General features: G+C 62.9%; 13 protein-coding genes and 1 other RNA gene. 5 read left to right on the top strand and 9 right to left on the bottom strand.

Translation table 11 applies throughout. The annotated features are described in order from the left end of the window. The first annotated feature begins 259 nt into the window (after positions 1-259). Positions 260-1,126 carry an N-acetylmuramoyl-L-alanine amidase gene (locus V1273_RS08905; RefSeq protein ID WP_334367417.1) on the top strand — a complete coding sequence of 289 codons (867 nt, stop codon included), beginning with the start codon at positions 260-262 and terminating at the stop codon, positions 1,124-1,126. A 41-nt stretch (positions 1,127-1,167) separates the two neighbouring features. Here V1273_RS08905 and V1273_RS08900 read toward each other — a convergent pair whose 3' ends face one another. The 3 genes from V1273_RS08900 to V1273_RS08890 form a co-directional block, all read right to left on the bottom strand. After that, complete coding sequence (locus V1273_RS08900; RefSeq protein ID WP_334409306.1) at positions 1,168-2,406, bottom strand: RNA polymerase sigma factor; 1,239 nt, start codon at positions 2,404-2,406, stop codon at positions 1,168-1,170. A gap of 6 nt (positions 2,407-2,412) precedes the next feature. Then, positions 2,413-2,763, bottom strand: coding sequence for a YciI family protein (locus V1273_RS08895; RefSeq protein WP_334367415.1), 351 nt, complete (start codon positions 2,761-2,763; stop codon positions 2,413-2,415). 130 nt (positions 2,764-2,893) lie between these two features. Then, entirely contained in the window at positions 2,894-3,325 is a 432-nt protein-coding gene (locus tag V1273_RS08890; RefSeq protein WP_334367413.1) for a PAS domain-containing protein, read from the bottom strand. A gap of 143 nt (positions 3,326-3,468) precedes the next feature. Here V1273_RS08890 and rnpB point away from each other — a divergent pair. Further along, positions 3,469-3,891, top strand: an RNA gene (gene rnpB / locus V1273_RS08885) — RNase P RNA component class A. Positions 3,892-4,244: 353 nt separating this feature from the next. On the opposite strand, the gene V1273_RS08880 is transcribed toward rnpB, so the two are convergent. Next, positions 4,245-5,009 carry a hypothetical protein gene (locus V1273_RS08880; RefSeq protein WP_334409305.1) on the bottom strand — a complete coding sequence of 255 codons (765 nt, stop codon included), beginning with the start codon at positions 5,007-5,009 and terminating at the stop codon, positions 4,245-4,247. A 252-nt stretch (positions 5,010-5,261) separates the two neighbouring features. Beyond that, a complete protein-coding gene (locus V1273_RS08875; protein ID WP_334367410.1) occupies positions 5,262-5,978 on the bottom strand; it encodes an alpha/beta fold hydrolase in 717 nt (238 codons plus the stop codon). 196 nt (positions 5,979-6,174) lie between these two features. Between V1273_RS08875 and V1273_RS08870 the strand changes: the two genes are divergently transcribed. Together V1273_RS08870 and V1273_RS08865 are read left to right on the top strand one after the other, a co-directional pair. Then, positions 6,175-6,918 (top strand): sulfite exporter TauE/SafE family protein, encoded by a 744-nt coding sequence (locus V1273_RS08870; RefSeq protein ID WP_334409304.1) that lies wholly within the window; start codon positions 6,175-6,177, stop codon positions 6,916-6,918. 72 nt (positions 6,919-6,990) lie between these two features. Then, a complete protein-coding gene (locus tag V1273_RS08865; RefSeq protein ID WP_334409302.1) occupies positions 6,991-7,923 on the top strand; it encodes a DMT family transporter in 933 nt (310 codons plus the stop codon). Positions 7,924-8,005: 82 nt separating this feature from the next. Here the strand turns inward: V1273_RS08865 and V1273_RS08860 are convergent, their stop codons facing one another. The 3 genes from V1273_RS08860 to V1273_RS08850 form a co-directional block, all read right to left on the bottom strand. Beyond that, the gene (locus V1273_RS08860) at positions 8,006-9,808 is read right to left on the bottom strand and encodes an ABC transporter ATP-binding protein (protein ID WP_334409301.1); all 1,803 of its coding nucleotides are present in this window, start codon (positions 9,806-9,808) and stop codon (positions 8,006-8,008) included. Positions 9,809-10,139: 331 nt separating this feature from the next. Beyond that, a complete protein-coding gene (locus V1273_RS08855; protein ID WP_334367406.1) occupies positions 10,140-11,723 on the bottom strand; it encodes a DHA2 family efflux MFS transporter permease subunit in 1,584 nt (527 codons plus the stop codon). A gap of 51 nt (positions 11,724-11,774) precedes the next feature. Continuing rightward, the gene (locus V1273_RS08850) at positions 11,775-13,073 is read right to left on the bottom strand and encodes an HlyD family secretion protein (protein ID WP_334409299.1); all 1,299 of its coding nucleotides are present in this window, start codon (positions 13,071-13,073) and stop codon (positions 11,775-11,777) included. A 192-nt stretch (positions 13,074-13,265) separates the two neighbouring features. On the opposite strand from V1273_RS08850, the gene V1273_RS08845 reads away from it, so the two are divergent. Beyond that, a complete protein-coding gene (locus V1273_RS08845; protein ID WP_334409298.1) occupies positions 13,266-13,907 on the top strand; it encodes a TetR/AcrR family transcriptional regulator in 642 nt (213 codons plus the stop codon). Between the two features lie 27 nt (positions 13,908-13,934). Here the strand turns inward: V1273_RS08845 and V1273_RS08840 are convergent, their stop codons facing one another. Further along, complete coding sequence (locus tag V1273_RS08840; RefSeq protein WP_334409297.1) at positions 13,935-16,190, bottom strand: TonB-dependent siderophore receptor; 2,256 nt, start codon at positions 16,188-16,190, stop codon at positions 13,935-13,937. Between the last annotated feature and the right edge of the window lie 66 nt (positions 16,191-16,256).

The raw sequence follows: 16,256 nt of genomic DNA, 5'->3' as shown, positions 1-16,256 counted from the left end.
CCTCGGCCGTCCCCAACCCGGTTCGGCTATTCACCACTTAGTAACGGCACTTAGCGTTAAGAAAGCGTTGATGGTCGGCCGCGGGTTTTCCGCGCTTTCGAGACACCGAACAAGGGTGATGCGCCCCGCCCACACCCGGTCAAAATACGAGAGGGAACTCGGCCGTCGCATTGCGCGGATACGCGGTAAATGAATAGTAAACGATTATTGCCGTTTGAACACGATGTTGCCGCTCTGCCGCCCGGTTTGGGTTTAAAAAATGGCTTCTGGTTCGTTCACACCTGCTGGTATTGATTCGAGGCGTCAACGCGCCCTTCCCGTTCCCAGGGCCAACGCCGACATGAAGACCTTCACCCCGGATTCCTCGATCGCATCCGACGTCATCCCGTCGCCGAACTATGGCGACCGCAACAACGGCCGCGTCGCCGATATGATCCTGCTGCACTACACCGGCATGCCGGATGTGGAAGGCGCGATCGCCCAGCTCTGCACGCCCGGCACCGACGTCTCAGCGCATTACATCGTGCTGGAGGACGGCCGCATCGTGCAGAGCGTGCCGGAAGCCAAGCGCGCCTGGCACGCCGGCGTATCCTCCTGGGCCGGCGAGGAAGACATCAATTCCTGCTCGATCGGCGTCGAGATCATCAACAGCGGCCACGACTGGGGCTATCCGGATTTCCCATCGCGCCAGATCGCCGCCGTGATCGCGCTGTGCCGCGGCATCATGCTCCGCCGCAAGATACCGGCGCATCGCGTGCTCGCACATTCAGACGTCGCGCCGGCGCGCAAGAAAGATCCCGGCGAAAAATTCCCGTGGCACTTGCTGGCGAATTCCGGCGTCGGCCATTGGGTGCAGCCGGCGCCGATCGTGCGCGGCGAAACGCTCAAGCTCGGCAGCATCTCAGACGGCGTCGCCAACATGCAGGCGGCGCTCGCCAAGTACGGTTACAACATCCCTACCCACGGCAAGTTCGACGGCCCGACCATGGAAGTGGTCACCGCGTTCCAGCGCCACTTCCGCCCCGCGCGCGTCGACGGCATCGCCGATCACTCGACCATGAGCACGCTGCATGCGCTATTGGCTAGCCTGCCGGCGGAGGCGATGACGACGGTGGCGGCGAGGTAGTTCTCTCCGTCATTGCAATGACGGAATGACCTCCGTCCATCTCACCCCATCTCAGCGATCCGCCGCGCATAAAATCGCCGCAGCGGCTCAAGCTGCGTTGCCGCGGTCGCGGCCAGATAGGCTTCGCGCGCAGCATCGCGCCGGTCCAGCCGGCGCAGCAAATCGGCGCGCACGGCCGGCAGCAGTTCATAACCTTTCAGTCCGCCCCGCGCCTCCAGCGCATCGACCAGATCGAGCGCGCGTGCCGGGCCGTCGACCATCGCGATGGCAGCGGCGTGGTTGAGTTCAATCACCGGCGACGGGCTGATCCGCAGTAGCACTTCATACAGCCCGGCGATCTGCGGCCAATCGGTATCTTCATAACTCGGCGCCCGCGCATGCAATGCGGCGATTGCCGCCTGCACCGCGTAGGATTGCGGCCGCCCTGGTATCCGCAACGCATCCTCCACCAGCACCAAGCCCTCGGCGATCTGGCGCTGGTTCCACAGGCTGCGGTCCTGCTCTTCCAGCAGCACGATGTCGCCGCCGGCGGTCTCGCGGCCGGCGCGGCGGGCATCGTGCAACAGCATCAGGGCGAGCAACCCCTTGATCTCGCCACGCGCTGGCATCAGCGCATCGAGCAACCTCGCCAGCCGGATCGCCTCGCGCGCCAGATCCGGCCGCATCAGATCCGCGCCGGAGGTGGCGGCATAGCCTTCGGTGAAGACGAGATAGATCACGGCGAGCACGCCGCGCAAGCGCGGCTCCAGCGCCTCGCGTTCCGGAACCTCATAGGGAATGCCGGCTAGGCGAATCTTCTGCTTGGCACGCAGCAGACGCTGCGCCATCGCTTCCTCGCTGGCCAGAAATGCGCGTGCGACCTCGGCCGTGGTGAGGCCGCATATCGTTTTGAGCGTCAGCGCGACCTGCACTTCGATAGCAAAGGACGGATGGCAGCAAGTAAAGATCAGCCGCAGCATGTCGTCGTCGACGACCCCGCCGTCGGATGGCTCGCACGGCTCGGACGCATTCAGCAGCAACTCATGCGTCAATTCCTGCTGCTTGCCGCGGAACGCGATGTTGCGCCTGACGCGATCCACCGCCTTGTTGCGACCGGCATTGACCAGCCACGCACGTGGATTGGACGGCAGGCCGGCGGCGGGCCAGCGTTCCAGCGCCACCGCAAACGCATCCTGCAAGGCATCCTCGGCCAGATCGAAATCGCCGACGAGGCGGATCAGCGTGGACAGCGCCCGCCCCGCCTCGTCGCGAAAGATTTTTTCGATTTCGATAGGCGTCATCTGCCGTCAGTCATAAATCATGATCGGCCTGACCTCGATCGACCCCGTCTTGGCGCCGGGAATCCTTGCGGCGATGCCAAGTGCGGTGTCGAGATCCTTAGCTTCGACCAGATAATAGCCGCCGAGCTGTTCGCGCGTCTCTGCGAACGGACCGTCCGTCGTCATGACCTTGCCGTCGCGGACCCGCACGGTGGTTGCCGTCGTTGACGGCTGCAAGCCATCGCCGGCCTTGAAATGGCCGCTCTGGATGATGGATTGGGTGAACGCCCCGTATTCCGCCGTCATCTGCTTGCGCGCCGCGGCGTCCATTTTTCCAAGCTCGGCCTCGCTCCGATAGATCATCAACAAATACTGCATCTTGATACTCCTCTTGATCGGCTGGATCGCCGACACACAGTCGAACGGGCCCATCGGAAAACGACATCGCCATAATAATTATTTTGGGCCGAAGCCGGGCCGCCGGAATCTGCGCAGGCAGGGAAGTATTTTAGGAACGACCGCCGGCCTCGGCGAGCCGCCGCTTCAGCTCCCTGACTTCCTCAAACCGCTTCGTCACGTCGCGCATGACCGCCACAGTGCCTGCGACCTCCTGCGACCCGTCTCGCAGCAACACAATGGTGAACTCGACCGAGATCCGCCGACCATCCTTGGTCAACCCTGGCACGGACAACAGGTCGCCGTGGCCGTAGCGGCTCGTTCCCGTCGCCATCGTGTGTCGAAAGCCCGCCCAGTGCCGCGCGCGCAAATTCTCAGGGATGATCAGGTCGAGCGACTGGCCGGCGGCTTCTGCAGCCGGAAATCCAAAGATCCGCTCCGCGCCGGGATTCCAGAACGTGATGCGACCCTCGCAATCGGTCGCGATAATTGCGTCGGAGGCGCTGTGCAGCAGCGCTTCGCCAAGACCGGCAGGAATGTTCATCGCGCCTCCGCTACCGATCCTCAAAATCGATCAGCCCAGCATCAAATGCCGCCATGCCGCTTCTGTCAAAATCGCGCATATGGAACCCGATTAACCATCGCTTTTCCTTGACGCGGCGCGCCGGAATCCCCATTCGTAAGGCATCAGTCGGCCGGACGGCCGCTCCCGCTACGGTCGAAAGGCTGCGGGGGAGGAAAGTCCGGGCTCCATCGACATGCGGTGCCGGATAACGTCCGGCGGGGGTAACCCTAGGGAAAGTGCCACAGAGAACGAACCGCCCTCCTTCGCCTTCGGGCTTCGGAGGGTAAGGGTGAAAAGGTGCGGTAAGAGCGCACCGCGTCTCCGGCAACGGAAACGGCATGGCAAACCCCACCGGGAGCAAAACCGAATAGGGACGGCAACGCGGGCTGTTCGCGAAAGCGATAACGCCGCAGGGCGATGTCAGGCTCGCCGTCCGGGTAGGTTGCTCGAGGCCATGTGCGAACATGGTCCCAGAGGAATGGCCGTCACGTATCATTCGAAAGAATGGTGCCCTACAGAACCCGGCTTACAGGCTGGCTGATGCTCTGATGCGTTTCGAAAAGAAAACGCACTTGTTGAGAATGAGGGGTTCGGCGCAAATACGCCGGACCCCTCGCCATATGGATGGGGCGCCGTAGATATCGTCACGACAGGAGCGTAGCGAAATAAGGCCGCAATGCTTGAGACGATCAGCAACGTCATCAAGTTTGTAACCTCAATGCGGCTCCCGGACCCGGCATCCTCGCCCTGGAGGACGCCCGATGCGCCGCCTGTTCCTTCAGCTCATGGAAATGGCAGGCGTGTCGCCGCTCTTGCTGGAAGGTAAGCAGGCGCCGGCACCTGTGCAGGTTCAGCAGCCCGCTACTTCCACGGAGAAATCACGCCAACCGTCTAAGAGCTATTGCATATTGGACTGAGGACCGGATTGTATGCCGGATTGCATCATACCGGGCGGGCGTAGTGCAGGTTCTCTGCCTTGGTTGCAGCCGTCAGGCACCTTTGACACATAATCGCTATACACCGTCTCTCTAAGCAATGTTTTCTGCAAACCCCATGTATGTTCGAGTGAGTACCGAAGTTCGTCTGCAAGGCACTCAACTGACCAGCGCAGATTGTGGCGGTCGTCAACCGGAAAATCTCTGACGTGATTTATCTGCTCTCCTACTAGTCGTGCTGCGTTGCGAATCCCCGGATCGCCGACCATTTCGAGTTCACCCCATCGCATCTGGAAAAACTTGCGAGCGTTTTCTTTCCATTCATCGCTGTCGATCGAAAGATGAAGCTCTGTGAGCCGGCTTGCCACCCTAACTGCTTCAAAGTAGGCCTCAAGCCTTTTCTCCAAGAATGGCTTCTGGGCCTCGATGCGGCGAGAAATGGCGTTATCCTTTTCCGTAGCAGCGCGTGCATCGTCGCTTGCTTTCTGCTGAGCCGCTCTGTTTTTTTCAGCTTCCATAGCGAGCGCCAAACGGGCCTTTTCGGCCTCCGCTCGGTCGAACTCCAGCTTCGTCATGAACTGCTCGGTGCTTTTTTGGAATTGATAAACGCTCCAAGCACCAGCAGCGAGAGCTGTGACTACCGTCCAAATCCCCGCCGCGACCACTACGACTATTGGACTCCACTTCTTCCACCAGCGCCGCAGTTTCTCCTGTTGCTGCTTGTCCATGGCGACCCCTCCATCCCCAGTGAACACCCCATGATTGTAGCCAATCCGCGGCACACTTCAAGTGTGAACCCCAGACGAGCTCTCATTAAATCCTTCATCGAAACCCCCGCATCCCGAGCGGTAAAGGAAAGCCATGCGCGAAGCGATCACTCCGCAGGGGATTTGGAGCGCTCTGTCAGGACGCAACCCTAGCCCGCCTCTCGCCTGCTCACGCGCGCGACATCGATACTTGCGCAAAGCCGCCAAAACGGCCTACGCCACGATCTTCTGCAGCAGCGCCATCAATGCCTCCGGCGCGGTGACATTCGGCGAATGGCTGGCGTCGATCTCGTAATAGCTCCAGGCGGGATCGCCCTTTGTCATTTTGGCGAACGGTCCAAAAGTATCGGCAGGCGTGATGCGGGTGGCGTAGATATAGCTGCGTGGCAGCGTCAGCGCGCCGCCCTGCAGCTTGAGCTTGGTCTCGAAACACTTGATCGGCATGTCGACGCGGCGCGCGCTGAGCCATTCGACGTCCGCAGGCGACGTATCTGGCGGCGTCGGGTTTGGCGGCACGCGCCAGCCGTCACCGCTCTTCGAAAGCTCCTGCATTCGCGCCCGCCCCGTCTCGTTCAAATCGAGCAGCGACTGGCCGTCCTGCGGCACGAAAGCGTCGATATAAATGAGCTGCTTGACCTTGTCGCGCGCCCGGTCGGCGACGCCGGTCGCGACCATGCCGCCGTAGCTGTGGCCGATCAGCACGAAGTCGCGCAGATCTTCATACCTGATGACGGCAAGTACGTCTTCGATATGCGAATTGAGATCGATGCCCGGATGCGCCAGATGCGCGCGCTCGCCGAGACCGCTGTAGGTTGGCGTGATCAGGCGATGCCCGGCGGCCTGCATCAGCGGATGCATCTTCTTCCAGGCCCAACCCGCGGACCACGCGCCGTGACAGACGAGGAAGGTTTTCGAAAAAGTCGAGCTCATTGGGACGTTTCCACTAGGTTATTGTTGAAGGCGTCGATTGCGATAGTACCTGCCCGTCGCCTCGTGTAAACGTCGGCGTAAATTCAAACGTCGTCCCATTCCGGCATGGTCCGAAGGACCAGACCTCAGGTGCGCGATTGCGCACCATAGTTCGATGCTGCGCACCGCACCGGAATGATGGGAGGGAAAGAGAAGAGTGGAATTAGCCACCTACGTCATCCTGCTTGCCGGCGCGCTCGCCGGCGGTTTTGTCTCCGGACTTGCCGGTTTCGGCACGGCGCTGATGGCGCTGGGGATCTGGCTCTACATCTTGCCGCCGGCCATTGCCGTGCCGCTGGTCCTGATCTGCTCGGTGAGCTCGCAGATCTCGACGCTGCCGTCGATGTGGAAAGTTCTCGACTTCAAGCTGGCGTGGCCGTTCGTCGCCGGCGGTCTTGTCGGCATGCCGATCGGGGCGCTGCTGGTCGCGCGCGCCGACCCGCAAAACTTCAAGCTCAGCGTCGGCGTGATGCTGCTGGTATTTCCCACCGCACTCTATTTCATCCGCAAGCCGATGGCCTTCCGCTTCGGCGGCCGGCCGGCAGACGCAGCTATCGGGTTTGCCGGCGGCATCCTCGGCGGCCTCGCCGGCCTGTCGGGCCCACTGCCGACCCTGTGGGCGAGTATCCGCGGCTGGACCAAGGACCAGCGCCGCGGCGTTTTTCAGATCTTCAATGGCAGCGTGCTCGGCGCCGCGCTCTGCCTGCAGATCGCCAGCGGTTTCGTCAAACTGGACGTGTTCTGGCTGGCGATGCTGGCGCTGCCCGGCACGCTGATCGGCGCCCGTCTCGGCATGCGCACCTATCACGCCCTGAATGACCGAAACTTCTACGACGTCGTGCTGGCTCTGCTGTTTCTATCCGGGGTCGGATTGGTGTGGAGCAGCATTGCTCCGAGATAGGCGCGCATAGCCGCCATGTGCTCCGAGTAGATTGCTGTACGCTGACCTGCAAAGCGGCTAACCAATCGCGTCATGAGCTCTCCTGCTTCGCGCGAGCGCCTCGGCCTGTTGCTGGGCTTCATCGGCATGGCGATCTTCGGCGGCACGCTGCCGGCGACGCGGATTGCGGTTGCCGAAATTGATCCGATTGCACTGACTTCGCTGCGCACCGCGATCGCCGGGCTGTGCTCGCTGGCGCTCCTTCTCGTGTTACGCCGACCGCTGCCGCCCCGCGCGCTGTGGCTGCAACTGATCATTGCGATGCTTTGCGTCGCGATCCTGTTTCCGCTGTTGATGTCGATGGGCATGCAGAGGGTCGACGCCTCGCATGGCGGCGTGGTGCTGGGCGTACTGCCGATCGCCACTGCGCTGGTCGCCGTCGCCATCACCCATGAGCGGCCGCGCCCGCTGTTCTGGATCGCTTCCGTGGCCGGGGCCGCGCTGGTGATCGCATTCGCGTTGCGGCAAGGCGGCGGCGCGCTGGTCGCCGGTGATTTATTCCTGTTCGCATCGGTGGCCGTCGCCGCGATCGGCTACGCATTCTCCGGCCGGCTCACCTCGCAAATGCCGGGCTGGGAGGTCATAAGCTGGATTCTGGTGATTGCGCTGCCGCTGTCGATCCCGGCAGCCATGCTGACCATGCCAGCCGATATCACCCACATCGCGCTGAAACCCTGGCTCGGGCTGCTCTATGTCGCATTGTTCTCGCAATGGATCGGCTTCTTTGCGTGGAATGCGGGGCTAGCGATGGGCGGCATCGCGCGGGTTTCGCAGATCCAGTTGCTGCAACCCTTCGTCACCTTTGCGCTCGCGGCGTTCTTCAACGGCGAGACCATCACGCTGCAGATCCTGCTATTCGCTGCTGCCGTCGTGGTGATGGTCGCCATTTCGACGCGCACGCGGGCCAAGCCGGCGCCCTCACTGCCGCAGCGAGATCGCGAGCCGCCTCAACTCGCGGCGTCCTGATCGAAACCAGCGCATCGCGCGAGCCCCTCTCGATGCCGGAAAACATATTCCGACATCGATCGGGTTCGCAACAATGTGGCTCTCACTCCGCCGCCGAGATGCGGCTGAATTCGGTCGCCTGCAGCTCGAACAGCCCGCGATAGATGCCGCCGGGGCGCGCCGTCAGCGCCGCATGCGTGCCCTGCTCGACGATCTCGCCGCGGTCGAACACCAGGATGCGGTCGAGGCTGCGCACCGTCGACAGCCGGTGCGCGATCACAATCGAGGTGCGTCCCTTCATCAGTCGCTCCATCGCCTGCTGGATCAGGCCCTCTGACTCTGAATCAAGGCTCGAGGTTGCCTCGTCCAGGATCAGCACCGGCGCGTCCGCCAGAAACGCGCGTGCCAGCGCGACGCGCTGCCGTTCGCCGCCCGACAGCTTGACGCCGCGCTCGCCGACCAGCGTGCCGTAGCCCTTCGGCAGCCGCAGGATGAAGTCATGCGCGTTGGCAAGCCGCGCCGCCTGCTCGATCGCCGCTATGCTGGCGCCGGGCCGGCCATAGGCGATGTTCTCGGCCAGCGTGCGGTGAAACAGGATCGGCTCCTGCTGCACGATCGCGATCTGGCTGCGCAGCGATTGCTGCGTGGCTTTCGCGACATCCTGACCGTCGATCAGTATTTTCCCGCCGCCAATATCGTAGAGCCGTTGCACCAGCTTGACGAAAGTGGTCTTGCCGGAGCCGGAGCGGCCGACCAGGCCGACCCGTTCGCCGGCGCGGATCTCGACCGATAGTCCGTCATACAGCGGCGCGCGGTGGCCGCCGTAGTGGAACGTCACATCGTCGAACACGATGCGGCCACCCTGGATGTCGATCGGCTTGGCATCCGGCGCATCGGCGATGCCGATCGGCTCGTCGTGAATCGCGACCAGCTCCTCCATGTCGTTGACTGAACGCTGCAAGTTGTTGATGTGCATGCCGACGTCACGCAGATAAGCATGAATGATGTAATAGCTGGTCAGCACATAGGTGACGTCGCCCGGCGTGGCGCGGCCGGCGATCCACAACAGGATCGCCCCGCCGATCACGGAGCCGCGAAAGCACAACAGCACCGCAAGTTGCGCCGTCGAGGTGTAGTTATAGCGGTACCACGTCCGACGCACGCGCGTGCGCCAGCGTCCGACAACGCCGGCCAGCCGCGCATCCTCGCGCGCTTCCGCGCCGAAGGATTTTACTACCGCGTTGCAGGTCAATGCGTCCGCCAGCGTCCCGCCGACCTTGGTGTCCCAGGCGTTGGAGACGCGCGCAGCCGGTGCGATGTAGTTCACCGAGAACGCCATCGTCATCGAGACATAGATAACCGTGCCGACCGCGATGACCGCACCTAACACCGGCCAGTGCAGCCCGAGCAGGATCATCGAGCCGACCAGCACGAGGAGCGACGGCAGCAGCGCCATCAAGATGGTGTCGTTGAGCAGGTCGAGCGCCCACATGCCGCGCGTGATCTTGCGCACGGTGGAGCCGGCAAACGAGTTGGCGTGCCAGTCGGTCGAGAAGCGCTGCACGCGCGCGAAAGCGTCGCGCGACACGTCTGACATGGTCGTGAGCGTGAACGGCACGATCGCCTGCAGGCCGGTCAGGCGCAGGATCATCGACATCAATCCGAGCGCGACGATCCCGCCGAAGGCTGCAAACGCAGCCTGGCGCGCGCCCGTGTCGGAGGCGCCCAGCGTCAGCGCATCGACCAGCCGGCCGGAGAAGATCGGCATGAACAGGTCGGCCGCGGTTGCCCCCAGCAGGCCGCCGGTTACGACGGCGGCGCGGCCGGGCTGTTGCAGCCAGTGGCGGAACACAAACGGGATCACCACGCGTATCGCCGCGGGACGTTTGTCTCTTTGAACGGTCATGGCGTCATCCGGCTGCGCGAAAGGCGCAAGCCGGCTCCATCTGGTTTGACGCGCGGGCAGCCTTGGGCCGAACGCATGCGTCGTTGAAAACTGTCGTTAAGTCGTTGGGAAGTTTGGAAAGATCGGGCGTGAGGCCCGATCAGGGCCGGCGGAGATCGCGCTCAGCGACGCGACCGAAAAACCAGCGCGAGCATCGGACACGAGGGCGCGATCTGCGAATACATCGAAATCATGCAAATCTCCCCGGTTCGAGCGACAATGCGCAGCTTATAAATGCATCGCGGGTGATTTGCAACATGACATGAGCGTGAACGGCGTTGTCACACCGCTTTTAATGCGCGTCGCCGCCAAGCGCCGCTGCAGAAGGCTTGTTCAGAACCATCACCAGCAGGCTCAGGACGAAATAGAACACGGCCAGCATGAAGAAGGCGTCGCCATAGCCCATCACCACGGCCTGGCGGTGCACGATCTGCGACAATTGCTTCATCGCCATCAGCGCGGAATCGCCCATGCCCTGCAGGCGCTGGGTGAACATGTTGAGGGTATCGACCGCGGCGGCGTTGCCCCAGGTGACGCGGTCGTGGAGCCGCGAGATGTGCAGGTCGGTGCGCTCGTTCAGCACCTGGTTGATGACGGCCAAGCCCACCGCGCCGCCGAGATTGCGCGTCAGGTTGAACAGGCCCGAGGCGTTCTTCACCCGCTCCGGCGCCAGCGTGCCGAGCGCGATCGTGTTGGTCGGCACGATCACCAGCATCAAGCCGGCTCCGCGCAAAATCTGCGGCAGCAGCAATTCGTAGAAATCATACTCTTTCGTCATCCAGGTCATCTGGTACGAGCCGAGCGCGAACAGCACCAGACCGATCGCGATCAGGTAGCGCACGTCGTATTTCGCCATCAGCCGCCCCACGATCGGGGCGGTGAGGAACATGGCGATACCAGAGACGAACATGGTCTCACCGATCATCATCGGGCTGTAGCCGCGCACTTCGGCGAGGTAACGCGGATACATATAGGTGAGGCCGTAAAGGCCGACGCCGACGCAGAACGAGATCAGGCAGCAGAGGCTGAAATTGCGGTCGGTGAAGGTCCTGAGGTCGACAATCGGCTCTCGCACGCTGAGCACGCGCCAGAAGAACGCGATCGCCGAGATCGCACAGATCGCGGCGCAGACCGCGACCGACGTGTCTTCCAGCCATTGCGACTGCGGCCCCTCTTCCAGCACATATTCGAGCGTGCCGAGGAAGCCGGCCATGAACAGCAGGCCCCACCAGTCGAAATGCTCGAGCAGCGCGAAATTCGGCTTGTCAAAATCGCATAGCGCCCACACGCCGAGGGTGATGGCGATGCCGGGAACGATGTTGATGAAGAACAGCCAGTGCCACGACATCGTGTCTGTAATGAAACCGCCGACCGTCGGCCCGATCGTCGGCGCCAGTGTCGCGACCAGGCCGATGATCGGAGCGACGATATGGATTTTCGAACGCGGGAACACCGTATAGGCGGATGCGAACACGGTCGGGATCATGCCCGCGCCCAAAAATCCCTGGATCGCGCGCCACACGATCATCTGCTCGATGGTCGAGGCAAAACCGCAGAACAAGCTTGCGACGGTGAAGCCGGAAGCGGAAATCGCAAACAGAAGACGTGTGCCGAACGCACGCGACAGGAAGCCGGACAGCGGGATCGCGATCACCTCGGCGATCAGGTACGAGGTCTGCACCCACGACACTTCGCTGGAACTGGCCGAAAGGCCGGCTTGTATCTGCTGCAGCGACGCCGAGACGACCTGGATGTCCAGGATCGACATGAACATCCCGAACACCATGAAGAGAAACGCAAACAGCCGTCGCGGGGGGATGCGCTCGTCGGCTGCTGTGTTCATCAGCGAGGGCGATGCGGTGGTGGCGTCGGCCATGATCAGCTCGGCACAGGCGCCGGGCGTTTCGCCCGGGGCTCGAGGTAAGAATTACTGCGGTTGAACCATCGCGGGCGCATCGAGGTCGGCCTCGCTGTCCGCGTCGGCCGCGCCCTCGCGGGTGTCGACGGTCACATAGACGGACATGCCGGCGCGCAGCAGGTTCTGCTTCGCCACGTCCTTCGGCACGCGAATGCGAACCGGCAGCCGCTGCACGATCTTGGTGAAGTTGCCGGTGGCGTTGTCCGGCGGCAGCAGCGTGAACACCGATCCTGCCGCGGGTGAAATGCTGTCGACGACGCCGGCGAATTTGCGATGGCCGTACGCATCCACCGATATTTTTACGGGCTGGCCGGGACGGATGCGCTTGAGCTGGGTTTCCTTGTAGTTGGCGTCGATGAAGACGTCGTTGAGCGGCACCACATTGGCGAGCCGCTGCCCGGCCTGGATGAAATCGCCGGCATTGACGAGGCGATTGGAGAAGGTGCCGTCGACGGGCGCGCGCACCGAGGTGAATGCAAGGTCGCGCTCCGCCTTGGCAAGCTGGGTCTGCAACTCCGCAAGCTGCGCGCGGGCCTCGGCCTGCTGCGCCTTCGTCACCTCGACATTGTCGCGCGCGGCGTCATAGGCGGCCTGTGCCGATTTCACCGCGGCGAGGCTCTGGTCCCGACTGGCTTCGGAAACCTCAAAGGCGGCGCGTGAGGCAAAGCCCTTGGTGCTCAACGTCTGCTGGCGATCGAAGTCGAGACCGGCACGCTTCATCGCCGCTTCCGCGGAAGCGAGCTGCGCCCTGGTCTGCTCGACGGCGCTTTCCAGCGCCGTGACCTGACGACCGATGCGGTCGATGGTCGCCTGCTGGGTCGCGATCTTGCTGCGCGCGGCTTCCACCGCGATGCTATAGTCGCCATCGTCGATCCTGAAGATCACGTCGCCGGCGCGAACGAGCGAGTTGTCGCGGGGCAGGATAGCCGCGACATGGCCCGATACCCGGGCGCCCAGCGTGGTGTTGTTGGCGCGAACGTAAGCGTCGTCCGTCGAGACATAGAAGCGCCCGACCAGGACGAAGTAGACGGCGTAACCGATCGCGGCCAGCGCGAGCAAGCCGAGCGCGCCGATCATGACGAACTTGCGCTTGCCCGGTTTCGCCGCCGGTGCATCGACGGACGCCGCGGCTGGCTTTTCAGCTGCGGGAGCGCCGGGCGGCTCCGCGGGACGACGCCTGGCTTCGTCCGCGACGTGAGTCCGCAACTGATCGGCGAACTGAGGGCCGGCGTCAGGCGCGGCTTCGTCCTGAGCCCCGTCCGGTTCGGCGCGAACGACGCGTGCGGCCTGGTCTCTCGCTGCGGCCATTAACGAGGCCTCCCCATTTCAAAATGTCGCGACGCATGAGGCCACGAAACCGGCCGCATTTGGTGCCCCTAATTCCAAAATATCATTGACCGAACGGTTCGGTCAAGATAGATTGCTACCATACCGACCATAAAGCGAGAAGAGACTTCCCGCTATATCCCGGGTTGAATTCCTTCGCGAAAAGATAAACCAATGGTTGCATCCGCAGCAAGCACGCTTCATCCGTTAGGCGAGGAGGAGAGTTCGAAGCGCCGCCAGATTTTGGACGGCGCGCGGCAGGTGTTCATGGATCTGGGCTTTGATGGGGCCAGCATGAACGAGATCGCGCGGTCGGCTGGCGTCTCCAAAGGCACGCTTTACGTTTACTTCGCCGACAAGAGCCGGCTGTTCGAGGCCATCGTCGAGGACGAAGCGCTCGAAAAAAGCAAGATTGAATACAATCTCGATCCCAAACGCGATGTCGAAACCACGCTGAGCGAATTCGGCCGAACCTATATCGGTTCGATCTGCCGGCCGGGCGGCGGTTCGTCGATCCGCACGGTAATGGCAATCGCCGAACGGATGCCGGAGGTCGGACGCCAGTTCTACGAGAACGTCCTGGCAAAGACGATCAGGCGCCTCTCTGAGTATCTGCAGTCGCATGTCCGGTCGAACGATCTTGCGATCGACGATTGCGGCCTCGCCGCCGCGCAGTTCCTGCAGATGTGCCAGGCGACGCTGTTTCTGCCGTTCGTGTTTCAGGCCGAGCCGGCGCCGTCGGCGGAGCGCATCGCGCGGGTGGTTGACAGCGCAACGCGGATGTTTTTGGCGAGGTATCGGGCGAAGCCGGGGTAAGACCGGCCTCGCCTTTTCCGGACCAACCTAGAACCTGTACGTCGCGCTCCCCAGCACGGTGCGACCGATGCCGAAGAAGCAGTCGCCGCGCGCCAGGCAGGTCGTGACATGGCGCTTGTCGGCAAGGTTGCTGGCGTTGACCTGAAACCGCCATGGCCCGGTTTCGTAGCGGATCATGGCGTCGAACAGCGTGTAATCAGGCGTGCGGATGGTGTCGGTGCCGTCCCAGGACTCGCCGATATAGCGCACGCCGCCGCCAACAGTCAGGCCCGGCAGGCCGAGTGCGGTGAGACGGTATTTTGCCCATAGCGAGGCCTGATGATCGGGAACGGTTTCGACCCGCTTGCCGATATTGTCCCCGCTTTCCACCCGGGCATCGAGGTAGGAATAGGCGCCGATCAGATCGAGGTCTGGCGTCACGCGGCTGATCACCTCGAGTTCGGCGCCGCGAATCCGGATCTTGCCGGTCTGGACCGAGAACGGAGAGCCAGCGGGATCGCTTGCCAGCCGGTTCTTCTCGGTGGTGTCGAAGACAGCGCCATTGATCGCAGTACCTGCGAACGGATTGTACTTGAAGCCGAGCTCCACTTGCTCACCGCGCGAGGCTACGCAAACACCGACACATACGCCACTGCCGAAGTTCGGATTGAACGACTGCGCGTAGGAGACATACGGCGTCAGGCCGAACGGCAGCTCATACATCAGCCCGGCGCGGCCGGTGGTGGCCTTGGTGTTTTCCACCGGCGATCCCACGACGTCGCTGGTGACGTAGTCCTGGCGCAGTCCGACGATGGCCAGCCATGGCCCTAGCCGCATCTGGTCCTGCGCATAAAGCCCGAGTTGGGTTTGCCGCAGATCCGGCTCGGGCGACATCGCCGGAGCGGTCACGCCGCTGTAAACCGGAGCGTAGAGATCGAATGGCGTGGAGTCGGTGGCGAAGCCGGATTGCGCGCGCTCCCTGAGCTCGCGGTAGTCGACGCCGAACAGCAGCTTGTGCGCAACCGGCCCGGTGAGCAATTTCAACTCGGCATTGCTGTCCGACGTCAGGCTATCCTTGACCGTCTCGCGACTCCATACGCTGCGTGCCACGGTGCGTCTGCTGGAATCGAGAAACGGGAAATCCGGATCACTCGGATCAACGAAATTCAAATCCGGCCACGTCGACCGGTAGATGCCCTCGACATGGGCATAGCGCATGTTCTGGCGGATCTTCAGCCCATCGCCAAAGCTGTGCTCGAACAGGCTCGAGATCGCGCCTGTCTCGGTCTGGTATTTGTCGAAGCCCGGCTCGCCGGCGAAACGCCGCAACGGAATCAATCCATTGGGGCCGGGATACAACGTGCCCTCATGCGGCAGGAACGCCGTGGACGAACCGGTCTTGTCCTTCTGATAGGTGCCGAGCACGGTCCAGTTGGTGTTGTTGGTCGGCCGCCAGGTCAGCGACGGCGCCAGCACGATGCGATCATCAGGCACGTAATCGGTCTGCGTATTGCTGTCGCGGAGCACGCCGATGAAGCGGTACAGCCACTCGCCGTCCTTGGTCAGCTTGCCCGTCGAGTCGAGCTGCACCTGCTTGCGGTTGAAACTGCCATATTGAACGCCGATCTCGTTGAATGCCTCCGCCTGCGGACGCTTCGAGATCAGGTTCAATAGGCCTGCCGTCGAGGTGTCGCCATAGAGAACCGAGGCGGGGCCGCGCAGCACCTCGATGCGTTCCAGCGTGTAGGGTTCGGGCCGCCATTCGAAGGTGAAGGTGTTCACCATGCGGGTGCCGTCGAGATAGATATTCGGATCCTGGCCGCGGATGCGCGGATAGTCTCCGCGCGAATCCGGGCCGTAGGCGTCGGCGAACACGCCGGGCACGTAGCGCAGCGATTCCTGCACCGTGAGCGCACCCTGGTCGGTGACACGGTCGGCGGTGACCACCGTGATCGATTGCGGAGTCTCGCGCAGCGGCGTGTCGGTTTTAGTCCCGGTGCCGCTCTGGCCCGCGAGATAACCGCGCACCGGTCCGGTGCCCGTTTCCGCGCGTGCGCCGGCAGCAGCCGCGGCATCAGGCGTCACGGCCCCGCGCAGTGCCGTGCGACGGCTCGCCGCCGACGCGGCTTGCCGTCTGGATGCGGGACGCGAGCGCGCAGCGGGTGCGCGTGAAGGCTGGTCGACGACGACAGCCGGCAATTCTCGCGCGGACGATTGTGCTTCCGCCGGCGTTACGTCGATCATCGCGGCGAGCATCGGCAGCGCGGCGCCGAGCCATCCCGCGGTCTTCAAACTTGCAGTCATTTCCAGTCCTCATCGCTTTGCGCGGGACCAGTAACAAGCGTGACCACAGTGATGAAGTGCGCGAAG

Source organism: Bradyrhizobium sp. AZCC 1721 (genome assembly GCF_036924715.1).
In the GTDB taxonomy this organism is placed as follows: domain Bacteria; phylum Pseudomonadota; class Alphaproteobacteria; order Rhizobiales; family Xanthobacteraceae; genus Bradyrhizobium.
This window is presented reverse-complemented; position numbering and strand designations above follow the sequence as displayed.

Bases quoted from the DNA above. Each gene is read 5' to 3' on its own strand.
- V1273_RS08905 (WP_334367417.1), top strand. From the start codon at position 260: ATGGCTTCTGGTTCGTTCACACCTGCTGGTATTGATTCGAGGCGTCAA.
- V1273_RS08900 (WP_334409306.1), bottom strand. From the start codon at position 2,406: ATGACGCCTATCGAAATCGAAAAAATCTTTCGCGACGAGGCGGGGCGG.
- V1273_RS08895 (WP_334367415.1), bottom strand. From the start codon at position 2,763: ATGCAGTATTTGTTGATGATCTATCGGAGCGAGGCCGAGCTTGGAAAA.
- V1273_RS08890 (WP_334367413.1), bottom strand. From the start codon at position 3,325: ATGAACATTCCTGCCGGTCTTGGCGAAGCGCTGCTGCACAGCGCCTCC.
- V1273_RS08880 (WP_334409305.1), bottom strand. From the start codon at position 5,009: ATGGACAAGCAGCAACAGGAGAAACTGCGGCGCTGGTGGAAGAAGTGG.
- V1273_RS08875 (WP_334367410.1), bottom strand. From the start codon at position 5,978: ATGAGCTCGACTTTTTCGAAAACCTTCCTCGTCTGTCACGGCGCGTGG.
- V1273_RS08865 (WP_334409302.1), top strand. From the start codon at position 6,991: ATGAGCTCTCCTGCTTCGCGCGAGCGCCTCGGCCTGTTGCTGGGCTTC.
- V1273_RS08860 (WP_334409301.1), bottom strand. From the start codon at position 9,808: ATGACCGTTCAAAGAGACAAACGTCCCGCGGCGATACGCGTGGTGATC.
- V1273_RS08855 (WP_334367406.1), bottom strand. From the start codon at position 11,723: ATGGCCGACGCCACCACCGCATCGCCCTCGCTGATGAACACAGCAGCC.
- V1273_RS08850 (WP_334409299.1), bottom strand. From the start codon at position 13,073: ATGGCCGCAGCGAGAGACCAGGCCGCACGCGTCGTTCGCGCCGAACCG.
- V1273_RS08845 (WP_334409298.1), top strand. From the start codon at position 13,266: ATGGTTGCATCCGCAGCAAGCACGCTTCATCCGTTAGGCGAGGAGGAG.
- V1273_RS08840 (WP_334409297.1), bottom strand. From the start codon at position 16,190: ATGACTGCAAGTTTGAAGACCGCGGGATGGCTCGGCGCCGCGCTGCCG.